The organism is Bacillus paralicheniformis (assembly GCF_001042485.2).
In the GTDB taxonomy this organism is placed as follows: Bacteria; Bacillota; Bacilli; order Bacillales; family Bacillaceae; genus Bacillus; species Bacillus paralicheniformis.
In genome coordinates this window covers 105,967-120,902 of the sequence record NZ_LBMN02000016.1, presented here as the reverse complement: position 1 = coordinate 120,902, position 14,936 = coordinate 105,967, and the positions used below count along the sequence as shown (strand labels likewise).

The following is a 14,936-nucleotide window of genomic DNA, read 5'->3' as shown; positions in this document are numbered from 1 at the left end:
CGATTTGCATCATTCCAGTCAACAGGCCACACCGGATGCCGTTCACACAACAAAGCAAACGATGAACGACACGATCATCAAAGATGCGGTCAAACATGCCTTTTTAAAATTAGATCCGCGAACTATGATCAAAAATCCGATTATGTTTGTCGTAGAAGTTGGATTTTTCATAACGGTTCTGCTTTCCGTGTTTCCCCGGTTTTTCGGCAGTACGGCGGCTCCCTGGTTCAATCCGGCGGTTTCTTTCATTTTGCTGATCACCGTGTTATTCGCGAATTTCGCCGAAGCGCTGGCTGAAGGAAGAGGAAAGGCACAGGCCGATTCTTTAAAACAGACGAAAAAAGGGGTTTCGGCCAATAAAGTAATGGATGACCGCATTGAGAAGGTAGCGCCTGCCGAGCTTAGAAAGGGGGACATCGTCATCGTCTCCCAGGGAGAAATGATACCTGGCGACGGTGAAGTCATCGCGGGTCTCGCATCAGTAGACGAATCGGCCATCACGGGAGAGTCTGCTCCGGTCATAAAGGAAGCAGGCGGTGATTTCAGCTCTGTTACGGGAGGCACCCGGGTCGTCAGCGATTCGATTAAAGTCAAGATCACGAGTGATCCGGGTGAAACGTTCCTCGATCAGATGATCGCTTTAGTCGAAGGGGCTGAAAGGCAAAAAACGCCGAATGAAATCGCGTTGAATACGGTTTTAACGAGCTTAACGCTGATTTTTCTGATCGTTGTTGCGACACTCCCGTTTTTTACGTCCTATCTCGGTTTTCAAATTGATCCCGCCGTCTTGATTGCCCTGCTTGTCTGTCTTATACCGACGACGATCGGCGGGCTCCTGTCAGCCATCGGGATTGCGGGAATGGATCGCGTGACCCGCTTCAACGTTCTGGCGATGTCGGGGAAAGCTGTCGAGGCTGCGGGCGACATTAACACGATTGTTCTTGATAAAACAGGGACGATCACTTTTGGAAACCGGATGGCCGGGGAATTTGTCCCTGTCGGCGATGAATCGCTTCAAACCGTTGGTGAATATGCGGCGCTTGGCTCCATCCATGACGAAACACCGGAAGGACGCTCAGTCATCGAACTCGCTGATAAACTCTCGATTCACTATGACTCGTCCGTTGCTGAAGCAGGAGAACCGATTGAATTCAAGGCGGAAACGAGAATGAGCGGCGTGAACCTGCCCGACGGAAGGCACATTCGCAAAGGCGCTGTCGATGCCGTGAAAAAGTGGGTGATCAACAATGGCGGAACGATACCTTCGAATCTCGATCTGGAAAGCGAACGGATTTCAAAAGAAGGCGGCACACCGCTGGCAGTAGCGGCAGACGGAACAATCTTCGGTTTGATCTATTTAAAAGACACCGTTAAACCGGGCATGAAAGAGCGCTTTGCCGAGCTTCGCAAAATGGGGATCAAAACGGTGATGTGCACAGGCGACAATCCGTTAACGGCCGCTACGATCGCAAGGGAAGCGGGCGTTGATGACTTTATTGCCGAAAGCAAGCCCGAAGACAAGATTAATGTGATCAAGCGCGAACAATCTGAAGGAAAGCTTGTCGCCATGACGGGCGACGGAACCAATGACGCGCCCGCACTTGCGCAGGCTGATGTCGGGCTTGCCATGAACAGCGGCACAACAGCTGCCAAGGAAGCAGCGAATATGGTGGACCTTGATTCGAATCCGACAAAAATCATTGAAGTCGTCTCGATCGGAAAGCAGCTGCTTATGACGCGCGGCGCTTTGACTACGTTCAGCATCGCAAACGATATCGCCAAATATTTTGCCATCATCCCGGCGATGTTTATGCTGGCGATTCCCGAGATGAACGCGCTGAACATCATGAGGCTTGGTTCGCCGATTTCAGCGATCTTATCTGCGCTGATATTTAACGCGCTGATCATCCCGCTTCTTGTGCCTTTAGCCATGAAAGGAATTGCTTATAAACCGATGAGCTCAAATGCTTTGCTGGCCCGCAATTTATTGATCTATGGCCTCGGCGGCGTCATCGTCCCTTTCATCGGAATCAAGCTGATCGATATGCTGCTTCAGATTATGTTGTAAGGAGGAATCGTCATGAAAGAAATCGGAGTAATCTTCAGAATCAGCCTGCTATTAATGCTGGTTTGCGGGCTTGGATATCCGCTCGCGCTGACAGGGATTTCACAGGCCGCCATGCCTGGAAAGTCAAATGGAAGTCTTGTGTATGACCGGCAGGGGAATGTGATCGGCTCTGAACTCATTGGCCAGCGGTTTAGAGACCCGCGGCTCTTTCAAGGAAGGGAATCCAGCATCAAGTATGATGCCGCAGGATCTGGATCGCCAAACGAAGCGCCGTCAAATCCCGATTTGCTGAAACGGATGAAAGCATCGATTGAAAAGTGGAAGGAGGAAAACCCTGATGTTCCGATCAGTAAACTGCCGGTCGATTTAGTCACGAACTCCGCTTCGGGATTAGACCCTGATATCAGTCCCGACGGGGCGATGGCGCAAATTCCGAGAATCAGCCGTCTGACAGGACTGCCGGAGAAAGAGCTTGTGCAGCTTGTTCATCAGCATACCAAAAGCGACTTCTTAAGTGAACCGCGCGTCAACGTGCTGCTTCTCAATATCGATTTAAAAGAAAAACTGAAGTAGAATGCTGCCCGGTGTCTGATCATACGACACCGGGAAAAACAAACTTGATGAGAAAACGGAGATGCTGCAATGCGGACAAAAAACACCCGTGATTATCGAAGGAAGACGCCGGGAGAGCTGCTGGCCGAAATTGAACAGCTGAAAAGAGGGCATTGGACCATTTATATCGGTTCTGCGCCGGGAGTCGGAAAAACGTATCGGATGCTCCAGGAAGCGCACGATTTAAAGCGGGAAGGGATCGATGCCGTGATCGGCCTTGTCGAAACGCATCATCGAAAAGACACGGCCGCACTCGTCAAAGGTTTAGAAGTCATTCCAAAACGAAACATTTCATATAAAGGGATAACGATGGGAGAAATGGATGTCGATGCGATTATTAACCGGAAGCCAGACCTTGTGCTTGTCGATGAACTGGCTCACACCAATGTGCCAGGTTCGAAAAATGAAAAGCGGTACATGGACGTTGAAGATATTTTACAGGAAGGCATCAACGTGCTGTCCGCCGTCAATATCCAGCATATCGAAAGCGTCCATGATATCGTTCAACACGTCACCGGGGTGAAAGTGAGAGAACGGATCCCGGACCGCGTGTTGGAATTGGCGAATGAAGTCATCTTGATTGACGTCACTCCGGAAACATTGCAAAAGCGGCTTCAGGAAGGAAAGGTATATGAAAAACATAAGATACAACAGGCTTTAACCCATTTTTTTACGAAAAATAATTTAGCTGCGTTGAGAGAGCTCGCCTTGCGAGAAGTTGCAGATGATGTGGATGATCGTCTGGAGCGGACGAACGGCAGCCTCCGGCCGAGGGGAACGAATGAAAAGATTTTGGTGTGCGTCCAGCACGGAAAAAATGCCGAAAAACTGATACGGCGCGGATGGAGAATCGCAAGCCGGCTGAAGGCCGATCTGCTCGTTTTAAACGTGTCGCGCACGTCAAAGGAGCAGCTGGCCCCGACAGAACGGGATAAAATCGGGCAATGGGAGGCGCTCTGTGCACAGTTCGGCGCCGAATTCATTTTTAAACACTCAAACAAAAGGCGCATTTCTGAAACGATCACTGATACAGCGAAACAGCACGGCATTACACAAATTGTGCTCGGCCAATCCGCCCGATCGCGATGGGAAGAAATCAGAAAAGGCTCGATTGTCAACAGCATTATGAGGCATACAGACGGAATCGACCTTCACATTGTCTCGGATGAGAAAGCTTGAGATCGGGATGCCGTTGTTAAAGGATGTTCAGCGGCGCCTGCGGCCTCCAGTATCAGCAGTTCTTTTTTCATCTCCAATCCGCCCCGGTATCCCGTGAGCTGTCCGTTTTTGCCGATAACCCGATGGCACGGCACTACTATTAACAGCGGATTTGCGCCGATCGCCGTACCTACGGCCCGGACAGCGTTCCGCTTTTGTATATGCCCGGCGATATCGGAATAGGAACGCGTGCTGCCGAAAGGAATTTCGGAGAGCGCCTGCCACACGGCTAGCTGAAAAGGCGTTCCGGCAAGGTCGACAGGAAAGCTGAAATGAGTCCGCTTGCCATCTAAATACGCCTGAATCTGCTCGGCGTATTCTGCCAATCCTTTGTCATCCCGAATGAAAACTGGCTGTGCGTACCTTTTTTCAGCCCAAGCGGCCAGCTCACCGAATCCTTGATTCCATGCCCCTGTAAAACAGAGCCCGCGGGTAGTCGCCGCAATGTGAATCTGCGAGCGGCGGCAAGTCAGCGTACGCCAGTATACGATTTGATCTTCCATATGTTTACCTCCGTTTCATTTGCCGGTATGACGTCGGTGATTGCCCTGTTTTCTTTTTAAACAAAGCGGCAAAATAATCCGCATTCCCGATGCCTACCATTGAGGCGATTTCTGCGATCGTTCGTTCAGAATGGGCAAGCAAAACGAATGCTTTCTCAATCCTTTTCTGCAGGATGTATTCTGCCGGCGAGACGCCTTTGATTCGTTTAAACGTCCGCTGCAGATGAAAAGGGCTGATATGGCACCTGTCAGCCAAAGCTTGCAGAGACAGCGGATCGCGATAAGATTCCTCGATGATTTGCACCGCCCGCTGTGCCAGCTCTTCATCCGGCAGCAGCATCCCGGCCGGATTGCAGCGTTTGCAGGGGCGGTACCCTTCTGATAAAGCATCTTTTGCATTGAAAAAGATTTGCACATTTTCGATTTGCGGAACTCTCGATTTGCAGGAAGGGCGGCAAAATATCCCGGTCGTTTTGACCGCGTAATAAAAAACTCCGTCATAGGCGGAATCGTTTTCCGTAATCGCCCGCCACCTTTCAGGCGTCAATCGTGATTTGCTGTTCATATCTTCACCCCGATCTATGTCAGTATAACCTAAATGACAGCCGGAGGTGGAGAGGCGGGGAATGGCACAGCAAGAAGACAAAGAAGAAGAGGGACGGTTGCCTGCGTCTCCGAAACGCGCTACAATTCATTTGCAATACAGGATGAGGTGAGAATATTGCCGAAATCAGAGAAGCAGGCCTCCTAAAATAAAAAAGCTATATTTTAGGAGGTAAAACATGAATTTTCAAACAATCGATCTCGACACTTGGTATAGAAAATCTTATTTTGACCATTACATGAAGGAAGCGAAATGTTCTTTCAGTATAACGACAAACGTCAATGTGACCAATTTGCTTGCCGTGCTCAAGAAAAAGAAGATCAAGCTGTACCCGGTTTTTATTTATATCGTATCAAGGGCCATTCATTCGCGTCCTGAGTTTAGAACAACTTTTAACGACAAAGGACAGCTGGGATATTGGGAACAAATGCACCCGTGCTATACGATTTTTCATCAGGACGACCAAACGTTTTCCGCCCTCTGGACAGAATACTCAAATGATTTCTCGCGGTTTTATCGTCAATATCTTCAGGATGCCGAGCGCTTTGGAGACAAAAAGGGCTTATGGGCTAAGCCGGACATCCCGCCCAATGCGTTTTCAGTTTCTTCTATTCCATGGGTGCGCTTTACAAACTTTAATTTAAACCTAGATAACAGCGAACACTTGCTGCCGATTATTACAAACGGGAAATACTTTTCAGAAGGCGGTGAAACATTTTTGCCGGTTTCCCTGCAAGTACACCATGCAGTGTGTGACGGCTATCATGCCGGCGCTTTTATGAACGAGTTGGAACGGCTTGCCGCCGATTGTGAGGAGTGGCTTATGTGACAGAGGAAAGGCCGATTGGATTCGGCCTTTTTTATATGCACTTCTTAGCGGGTCTCCTACCATCTCTCCCTGCTGTTTAAATTTACTCACGGGATTTGGAACGCCGGCTCTCAACAAACTTCCGGTAATGAAAATCATGAACCAAACGGATCGTCGGCCTGATTAACAGCTGAAAGCTGCCGATCACAAACATCCATATTCCCGCCGGCTTCAGTTCCTCGAAGAAAAAACAGAAGCTCCCGACAAGGAATAAAAGACCGATAAGAAAATCGTTTAATGTATGAAGAACTTTGTATCTTTTTTTGAAAAAGAGTTCGTATCGATCATTGTGGTTTTGCGGCATTGCTTGATCCCTCCAGTCCTTTTATTACCCTGCCGGAAGCAGGAGTGAAACGTCGGTATGCATAGGATTTATGAATAAGGAAAAACATATAGGGACATCGACCATCGAGGAGTGAAAAATATGCGGCTATTCATATGTGCATTGTGCCTGTTCAGCATGATTGTTCCGACAATTGAAACGAGAGCGCTGACGTTTGAAGAATTGCCGGTTAAACAGGCTTCAAAACAATGGGAAGTTCAAATCGGTAAAGCCGAAGCAAAAAACGGAATGGCGAAGCCGGAAAAAGGTAGCTTTCATACTTATGCTGTCGAAATCAAAAACATTGGACACGATGTAGCTTCGGCGGAAATTTATCTCTATCGGAATGAACCCAATTCTTCAACGAAATTTTCGCTTTGGAATATTCCTCACGACAATGCGGTCTCTTTAGCCAAAAGCTTAAATGACGGAAGCCCTGTCAAGCACCGGAATTTGCTATTGGCAGAGAATGCGACCGAATTGGAAGTGGACTTGATTTGGACGGAAAAAGGGAGCGAAGGCAGACTTTTAAAGGAATCGTTTATTTTCAAAGGGAGATGAATCATAAAGATAGAGGCCGTTGAACCGTCAACGGCCTTTTTTGTGAAAGTTAAGGCAGCCGGTCGTTCGGCCAACATAGTATCGAAGTGAACGTTGATCAGCAGAGCTTTCACAAAACATTTACATTTAGAGAAAAATACAGGATGTTTTCACCAATATTTTCTCAATAATGATACACTATTGACAAGCTGCTACTTTGGGTGGGGTGTTTCTGTGGATGCTGATGAAGCAAAAACACCAGACTGTGTCATGAGAGCACGAACAAATCGATATAAAAGTAGGAGAGTCAGGATTGTCAATCTGTAAAAGATCTTTTTTTTATCCCGTGATTCGGCTTTAAAGTTCTGAATCTTCAAGAAGTTTGCCGCCTTTTTGCTGATCAATCGAGAACAAAGGATGATACATATGAAAAGAATAGATAAAATCTACCATCAGCTGCTGGATAATTTTCGCGAAACGAATATCCATCAGCTTTTAAAGATACAAGGGAATTCGGCTCAAGAAATCGCCGGTCAGCTGCAAATGGAGCGTTCAAATGTCAGCTTTGAATTAAACAATCTCGTTCGTGCCAAAAAGGTGATCAAGATTAAAACGTTCCCTGTGCGCTATGTCCCGGTGGAAATCGTTGAAAACATCTTGAACATCAAATGGAACTCAGAGTTGATGGAGGTTGAAGAACTGAAGCGGCTGGCTGACGGCCAAAAAAAGCCGGCGCGCAACATGTCCGCCGATCCCCTCGAGCTCATGATCGGGGCTAAAGGGAGCTTGAAAAAGGCAATCTCTCAGGCGAAAGCGGCTGTCTTTTATCCTCCGCACGGCTTGCACATGCTGCTGCTCGGTCCGACGGGTTCAGGTAAATCGCTGTTTGCGAACCGGATCTACCAGTTCGCCGTTTATTCGGACATATTGAAGCCCGATTCCCCGTTCATCACATTCAACTGTGCCGATTATTATAACAATCCTCAATTATTGCTCTCGCAATTGTTCGGACATAAAAAAGGGTCGTTTACAGGTGCCGGCGAAGACAAAGCAGGATTAGTCGAACAGGCGGACGGGGGCATTCTGTTTATGGATGAAATTCATCGTCTCCCGCCGGAGGGGCAGGAAATGCTGTTTTATTTCATTGACAGCGGCACATACAACAGGCTTGGTGAAACAGAGCATAAGCGAACGGCAAAAGTCCTGTTTATCTGCGCAACAACAGAAAACCCGAGTTCTGCATTGCTGAAGACATTTTTACGGAGAATTCCGATGACCGTACATATTCCGTCGCTCGATGAACGGTCCCTTGGAGAAAGAGTGGAGCTGACAACGTTTTTATTGGGGAAAGAAGCAGAGCGGATCAAGAAAAACTTAAATGTTCATATCGACGTCTATAATGCATTGATTCATTCTGCAAAATTCGGAAATGTCGGGCAGCTGAAATCAAATGTGCAGCTGGTCTGTGCGCACGGATTTTTAAATAACCTTGACAAAGACGAGGTTGTTGAACTGACCGTCCGGGATCTTCCCGATGAGATCAAACAGGACTGGATGTCCAGCAGCAAAAATATCGAACGGAGCAAAATGATTTCTGAATACGTCAACATTACAACGATCATCTCTCCGATTGTGGAAGATGATACAACGAAAATCGATGACTCATTTAACTTATACCATGTCATAGAAGAAAAAGCGAAAATCCTGAATAAAGAAGGCTTAACAAAAAAACAAATCAATCAATATATTTTAACGGATATTCATTTGCACGTCAGAAGCTTTTTTAATCAGAAAATGCTTCAAAACCACAGCTTGCTCAAATTCGTTGAAGACGACGTGATGCAGATGACGAAAGAATTAAAGGAAGTCGCTGAACATGAGTTAGACTGCAAATTCGACCGTAAATTCATCTATTTCCTGAGCATGCACATCGCCGCATTTTTAAAGCGCGGAAAACAGATTGATGTTTTAAACCCGCAGGAAACAGATGAAATCAGGGAAACCCATGTGAAAGAATATGAGGTCGCACTGATTTTCAAAGATAAAATTCAAGCGTATTTTAAAGTAACCGTTCCGGAAATCGAAGTCATCTACTTGACGATGCTGATTCAGTCGATTAAATCATGGAAAGAAAACAAAAGGACGGGCATTGTCGTGGCGGCCCATGGAAACAGCACGGCGAGCTCTATGGTTGAAGTAGCCACTGAACTGCTGGGGAGCACCCCGATTGCTGCGGTTGATATGCCTTTGACCGTTTCACCTGCGGAAATCGTAAGCAGTCTGGCGGAGAAAGTGAAGCAGGTTGATGAAGGAGAAGGCGTATTAATGCTTGTCGACATGGGATCGCTTGCGATGCTGGAAACAAGGCTCGAACAACAAACGGGCGTAAAAATAAAAACGATCAGCAATGTTACGACATCGATGGTGCTTGATGCTGTCCGCAAGGTGAATTATTTGAATTTGAATTTGCACGCCATCTATGATTCGGTTACAAAGGATTTCATCGATTTATGGGCCGATAAACCGCGGGTCTCAGGCAAAAAGAAGGCGATCGTCTCCATTTGCACGACAGGCGGCGGAACGGCGAAAAAGCTCGAAGAGATCTTAACAGCAATCGTGAGCAGGACATCAGATGAACAAATCAGCATTTTGACGGTGTCATCGATCAAATTAGCAAGCCGCATGAAAGAAATTGAAAAAGCGTATGAGATCCTTGCCACGGTGGGCACGAAGAATCCTAAAATCGATGCTCCGCACGTGCCTTTAGAAGTATTGATTGAAGGCGAAGGAGAAAAAGTGATTCAGCAAGTGATTGGAAACGGCAATGTCCCTGCGAGCGGCGGATTATCCGGTAAAAATGTGGTGGTGAAGGAGCTGTGCGAAGACAGCCTGAAAAAATATCTTGTCTTTTTGAATCCCTATCATATGATAGACATGCTGTTGGAGTGGCTTCAGACGGTTCAAGACGAACTGCGCATCACATTCAGCAACGCGGTGCTGATCAAAGTCATCATGCATACCGCTTTTGCTTTTGAAAGGGTGATCAAACAGAATCCGATCGCTTTTCCTGAGGAAGAAGAAATGAATGATCAGCTTCAAAACGTTCTTCACATCACAGAGAAAACATTAAAGCCTTACGAAGAAAAGCTTGGACTCGCGATCAGCGAAGATGAAAAAATATTTATCGCGACCATCTTTTCTGAAGAGTTATAGCTGTTTTCCATGAGCGATTTTTTCAGGTAAACCTGTATTAAGTGGAATCCCATTTTAATACAGGTTTATTTTTATGCTTGAATGTGTTTCAAACTTGAAAATCATTCGTCTTGAGATACAGTGAAAGCGCTTAATACAACTTTGTTGGCACGATCCTTGCATTATAAATAAGCGAACGAAAAAAGAAAGGAGCAATGTACATGATTACAGTCATTATCAGCGGCCACGGAAACTTTCCCACAGCATTAAAAGAATCTTCAGGGATGATATTCGGAGAAGAAGACAGCCTGATCGCGGTGCCGTTTCTGAAAGGGGAAGGCATTCAGACACTGCAAGAAAAATATCATCAGACGCTGAAGGACATTCCGGAGGAACACGAGGTGCTTTTTTTAGTGGATATTTTCGGCGGGACGCCATACAACGCAGCGACTCCTTACATCGCGAAGGAGCGGAGATTCGATATGGCAGCCGGCGTGAACCTGCCGATTTTGTTAGAGGCATTGAGCTTGAGGGAGCATATGCCGCTCAAACAACTGCTGAACCAGTTGAAAAAGATGAGCCGGGAATGCTTCCAAATCTGCAGCGAGCAATTGGAAAAATTCAGTCAGTCTAATCAGGGAAGAGAGGATGAATTGTAATGAAAATCGTTTTAGCAAGAATTGATGACCGCTTTATTCACGGCCAAGTATTAACAAGATGGATTAAAATCCACGCTGCTGACCGCATTATCGTCGTCTCTGATGAGGTGGCGCAGGACGAAATGAGAAAAACGCTGATCCTTTCTGTCGCACCTTCAAATGTGAAAGCCAGCGCCGTTTCGATCTCCAAAATGGCCAAAGCGTTTCACAGTCCGCGGTACGAAGATACGACGGCAATGCTGTTATTCGAAAATCCGGGCGACATTGTTTCTTTAATCGAAGCAGGTGTTCCGATCGAAACAGTCAATGTCGGCGGGATGCGCTTCGAGAATAACCGCAGGCAAATCACGAAATCGGTAAGCGTGACTGAAAGGGACATCAAATCGTTTGAACAATTGCACGGATTGGGCGTGAAGCTGGAACTGAGGCAGCTGCCGTCAGATTCGAGCGAAGACTTTATGCAGATTTTAAGAAACGCAATAAAATCCTAGAAGGAGGGTTCTAAAGCCATGTCAACGATTCAAATTATTTTGCTGCTCGTCATTGCAGCTATAACAGGTATCGGTAGTGTATTGGACGAAGGGCAGACACACCGTCCGCTGATTGCCTGCACGTTGGTCGGCCTGGTTCTCGGGGATCTGAAAACAGGCATCATTCTCGGCGGAACGCTGGAGCTGATGGCGCTTGGCTGGATGAACGTCGGTCTTGCAATGGCCCCCGATACGGCTATCGCTTCCGTGATTTCGACCATTTTAGTGATTACCGCCGATCAGGGAGTCGGTGAAGGGATTGCCGTCGCGGTGGCTTTGGCTGCTGCGGGTCAGGCGCTGACGATTTTCGTCAGGACGATCACCGTATTTTTAATTCACCGTGCCGACAAATACGCAAAGGATGGCAATTTTAAAGGAATTGAAATCATGCATATTACCGCCATGGCGTTTCAGGCGCTGCGCGTTATGATTCCGACATTGATTGTGGCTCTGATCAGTGTCAGCGCTGTTCAGGCGTTTTTGGGAAATATTCCGGACGTCATCACAAAAGGTTTGCAAATAGGCGGGGGGATTATCGTTGTTGTCGGATATGCGATGGTCATCAACATGATGAACATTCCGTATTTGAAGCCGTTTTTCTATATCGGTTTTTTGCTGGCCGCGTTTACCGATTTCAATTTAGTCGGCTTCGGTGCCCTCGGGCTTTGTCTGGCATTTTTATATCAGCAAGTGATGCAAAAAAATCATGCGCAGGGGGCGGTGGCTGCCGCCAGTGACAGCAGCGTGGCTGCATATGATGATGACGATGATCTGGATGCTTAACTATTGAAGGAGGGACGAATAATGAGCACAGAAAAAAGGTTAACGAAGAAAGAGATTTTCAGTATGTTTATCCGCTCAAACTTTTTGCTCGGATCATTTAACTTTGAGCGTGTACAGGCGCTCGGCTACTGCTACGTCATGATTCCGGCGATCAAAAAATTGTACGGTCCGGGAGCGAAACGGAGCGAAGCGCTCCAGCGCCACTTGGAATGGTTTAATACGCATCCGTGGCTGACAGCGCCGATATTCGGCGTGACCGCTGCGATGGAAGAAGAAATGGCCAACAATAAAAAGATTGATGCCAAAGCGATTAATGGAATGAAAATCGGCTTAATGGGCCCGTTGGCAGGTGTGGGCGACCCGATTTTCTGGGGGACGCTGCGTCCCGTTCTGGCAGCCTTGGGAGCGTCGCTTGCTTTAAGCGGAAACATCGCCGGCCCGCTTTTGTTTTTCTTTTTAATCAACGCGATCAGGTTAAGTACAAAATACTACGGGTTAAAGTACGGCTATGTGAAAGGCATGGAAATTTTGCAGGACTTGGTCGGGAACCGCATTCAGAAACTGACGGAAGGCGCTTCAATACTCGGGCTGTTTGTGATGGGAGCGCTCGTTTCCAAGTGGACGACGATCAATATCCCGATCGTCGTGTCGAGAATTAAAGATGATGCAGGCAAAGTCGATGTACAGACCGTGCAAAACATTTTAGACAGCATCATGCCGGGGGTACTGCCTCTAGGATTGACATTGCTCGCTGCCTGGATGCTTCGCAAAGGGGTGAATCCTCTTCTCATGATTTTCGGTATTTTTATCATCGGGATTGTCGGCTATTGGGCTGGCTTTTTGGCATAAAATGATTTAGTTGTTCTTTTCTTAGCTTTTGGAGAGGCAGGTCCATTCGGCCGCAAAAAGGGGGAGGCTGTTTGGACTTCCTGCCTTAACCGTCACTAAAAACCGTGTGAAGAAGAGGGGAGAAAAGGGATGAAAAAGAGAATGATTCAGATGGGGATCATAGGGGCTATGATGTTTCCGGAAGCCTTTTCCGCAGCTGCGGCCGACCCGGACTACTATAACGAGGATCATCGGCCCAAGTATCATTTCACGCCGGAAGCAAACTGGATGAATGACCCGAACGGGATGGTGTATTACGCGGGGGAATATCATCTGTTTTATCAATATCATCCGTATGGCTTGCGCTGGGGGCCGATGCATTGGGGGCACGCAGTAAGCAAAGATTTGGTCAAGTGGGAGCATTTGCCGGTCGCGCTGTATCCGGATGAAAAAGGGACAATTTTTTCGGGAAGCGCTGTCGTCGATCGGCATAATACAACAGGGTTTCAAACAGGGACGGAGAAGCCGCTCGTTGCCATTTATACGCAGGACCGGGACGGGGAACAAGTACAAAGCATCGCCTACAGCAATGACAAAGGCAGGACATGGACGAAGTACTCAGGCAACCCCGTCATTCCAAATCCGGGAAAAAGAGATTTCCGAGATCCGAAAGTCGTTTGGCACAAACAGACGAAAAAGTGGGTGATGGTGCTTGCGGGCGGCGACCGAATTTTAATCTATACATCGCCTGACCTGAAGCACTGGACACATGCGAGCGAATTCGGCGAAGGAGAAGGCAGCCATGGAGGCGTGTGGGAATGTCCGGATCTGTTTGAGCTTCCTGTAGAGGGGAGACCGAATGAAACGAAATGGGTGATGCAAGTCAGTGTTGGAGACGGTGCTGTCTCAGGAGGATCAGGCATGCAATATTTCGTCGGAAGCTTTGACGGCACAACCTTTAAAAATGAAAACCCGCCGAATCGCGTATTATGGACAGATTACGGCAAAGACTTCTACGCAGCTGTCAGCTGGTCTGATATCCCGCGGTCTGACGGGCGAAGGCTTTGGTTAGGATGGATGAGCAATTGGCAATACGCAAACGATGTTCCCACTTCCCCGTGGAGAAGCGCAATGTCTATCCCGAGAGAACTAAAATTGAAAGCGTTTTCCGAAGGATTCAGAATTGTTCAGGCTCCGGTAACTGAGCTGAAGTCGATCAGGGGTGCATCGCAAATGTGGAAAAACAAGATCATTTCACCTCGAAACAGAAATTTTTTGAAAGCGCTGTCAGATAATGCGTACGAAATCAATGCGGAATTTCAAGTAAATACCGGAACTGCGGCCGAATTTGGCTTTAAAGTCCGAACAGGGGAAAACCAATATACGAAAATCGGCTACAGCAAAAACAGCGCTTCACTGTTCGTCGACCGAAGCCAATCCGGAAACGTCTCCTTTAATCCGAACTTTAACACCGGAAAGCATGCGGCCCCGCTGCAACCGGTCGGTGGGAAGGTGAAGATGCGCATTTATGTCGACCGCTCTTCAGTTGAAGTATTCGGCAACGACGGGAGGCAGGTGATCACCGACATTATTCTGCCGGACCGATCCAGTAAAGGGCTTGAAGTATACGCATCTAACGGGTTTGTCAAGCTGAATTCAATGACGGTTCATCCTCTGAAAAACGTATGGGGAACGTCACCCTTTCAATCGAATTTGACCGGCTGGACGACCGTAAACGGTGTATGGGCCGACACGATTGATGGAAAACAAGGGCGATCTGACGGGGATTCGTTCATTTTATCTTCAGCAAAAGGAACAGATTTCACATATGAAGCAGATGTCACGGTAAAGGATGGAAATGGCAGAGGGGCGGGTGCTCTCGTGTTTCGGGCCGACAAGGATGTTCAAAACGGATATCTTGCCAATGTGGATGCCAAGCATGATGTGGTGAAGTTTTTCAAATTTGAAAACGGCTCGGCCTCTGTTATTGCCGAACACCGCACACCGATAGAAACCGGCCGGAAATATCACCTGAAGGCGGTGGCCCGCGATTCCAACTTTCATATTTACTTGGACGGCCGATTGGTGATAAGTGCTCGGGATTCCACGTTTACCGAGGGAGCATTTGGCTTGAATGCATGGGATGCGACCGCAGTCTTCCAACATGTTTATGCTGATCGATAACGATGAAGCTGGAATGCCGGGCATT

14 protein-coding genes are annotated in these 14,936 nt (G+C 47.5%); 11 read left to right on the top strand and 3 right to left on the bottom strand.

Annotated elements, in window-relative coordinates:
* The first annotated feature begins 61 nt into the window (after positions 1–61).
* From kdpB to kdpDN, 3 genes are all read left to right on the top strand, one after another.
* Positions 62–2,068 carry a potassium-transporting ATPase subunit KdpB gene (kdpB, locus tag ACH97_RS12710; RefSeq protein ID WP_228119639.1) on the top strand — a complete coding sequence of 669 codons (2,007 nt, stop codon included), beginning with the start codon at positions 62–64 and terminating at the stop codon, positions 2,066–2,068.
* Between the two features lie 12 nt (positions 2,069–2,080).
* Entirely contained in the window at positions 2,081–2,641 is a 561-nt protein-coding gene (gene kdpC, locus ACH97_RS12705) for a potassium-transporting ATPase subunit KdpC (RefSeq protein WP_020452363.1), read from the top strand.
* Between the two features lie 69 nt (positions 2,642–2,710).
* On the top strand, positions 2,711–3,859 hold the full coding sequence (gene kdpDN / locus ACH97_RS12700; RefSeq protein WP_020452362.1) for a KdpD-like non-kinase potassium sensor: 1,149 nt from the start codon (positions 2,711–2,713) through the stop codon (positions 3,857–3,859).
* On the opposite strand, the gene ACH97_RS12695 is transcribed toward kdpDN, so the two are convergent.
* A complete protein-coding gene (locus ACH97_RS12695) occupies positions 3,832–4,401 on the bottom strand; it encodes a methylated-DNA--[protein]-cysteine S-methyltransferase (protein ID WP_020452361.1) in 570 nt (189 codons plus the stop codon). The two genes, kdpDN and ACH97_RS12695, sit on opposite strands and share 28 nt — an antisense overlap.
* Before the next feature lie 4 nt (positions 4,402–4,405).
* On the bottom strand, positions 4,406–4,966 hold the full coding sequence (locus ACH97_RS12690; RefSeq protein WP_020452360.1) for a bifunctional transcriptional activator/DNA repair enzyme AdaA: 561 nt from the start codon (positions 4,964–4,966) through the stop codon (positions 4,406–4,408).
* 217 nt (positions 4,967–5,183) lie between these two features.
* Between ACH97_RS12690 and catA the strand changes: the two genes are divergently transcribed.
* Positions 5,184–5,834 (top strand): type A chloramphenicol O-acetyltransferase, encoded by a 651-nt coding sequence (gene catA, locus ACH97_RS12685; RefSeq protein WP_020452359.1) that lies wholly within the window; start codon positions 5,184–5,186, stop codon positions 5,832–5,834.
* Positions 5,835–5,916: 82 nt separating this feature from the next.
* Here catA and ACH97_RS12680 read toward each other — a convergent pair whose 3' ends face one another.
* Positions 5,917–6,177: a YrhK family protein gene (locus ACH97_RS12680; protein ID WP_023855347.1), complete on the bottom strand. Its 261-nt coding sequence runs from the start codon at positions 6,175–6,177 to the stop codon at positions 5,917–5,919.
* 120 nt (positions 6,178–6,297) lie between these two features.
* Between ACH97_RS12680 and ACH97_RS12675 the strand changes: the two genes are divergently transcribed.
* The 7 genes from ACH97_RS12675 (at position 6,298) to ACH97_RS12645 (ending at position 14,911) form a co-directional block, all read left to right on the top strand.
* On the top strand, positions 6,298–6,756 hold the full coding sequence (locus tag ACH97_RS12675; protein WP_020452358.1) for a hypothetical protein: 459 nt from the start codon (positions 6,298–6,300) through the stop codon (positions 6,754–6,756).
* 405 nt (positions 6,757–7,161) lie between these two features.
* Entirely contained in the window at positions 7,162–9,948 is a 2,787-nt protein-coding gene (locus tag ACH97_RS12670) for a sigma-54-dependent transcriptional regulator (RefSeq protein WP_020452357.1), read from the top strand.
* Between the two features lie 200 nt (positions 9,949–10,148).
* Entirely contained in the window at positions 10,149–10,586 is a 438-nt protein-coding gene (locus ACH97_RS12665) for a mannose/fructose/sorbose PTS transporter subunit IIA (protein ID WP_020452356.1), read from the top strand.
* Complete coding sequence (locus ACH97_RS12660; protein ID WP_020452355.1) at positions 10,586–11,077, top strand: PTS sugar transporter subunit IIB; 492 nt, start codon at positions 10,586–10,588, stop codon at positions 11,075–11,077. Before ACH97_RS12665 ends, ACH97_RS12660 begins: the two co-directional genes overlap by 1 nt.
* 18 nt (positions 11,078–11,095) lie before the next feature.
* Positions 11,096–11,899 (top strand): PTS mannose/fructose/sorbose transporter subunit IIC, encoded by an 804-nt coding sequence (locus tag ACH97_RS12655; RefSeq protein WP_020452354.1) that lies wholly within the window; start codon positions 11,096–11,098, stop codon positions 11,897–11,899.
* A gap of 21 nt (positions 11,900–11,920) precedes the next feature.
* A complete protein-coding gene (locus tag ACH97_RS12650) occupies positions 11,921–12,748 on the top strand; it encodes a PTS system mannose/fructose/sorbose family transporter subunit IID (RefSeq protein WP_020452353.1) in 828 nt (275 codons plus the stop codon).
* Between the two features lie 129 nt (positions 12,749–12,877).
* A complete protein-coding gene (locus tag ACH97_RS12645) occupies positions 12,878–14,911 on the top strand; it encodes a glycoside hydrolase family 32 protein (RefSeq protein WP_025811080.1) in 2,034 nt (677 codons plus the stop codon).
* Positions 14,912–14,936 lie beyond the last annotated feature (25 nt).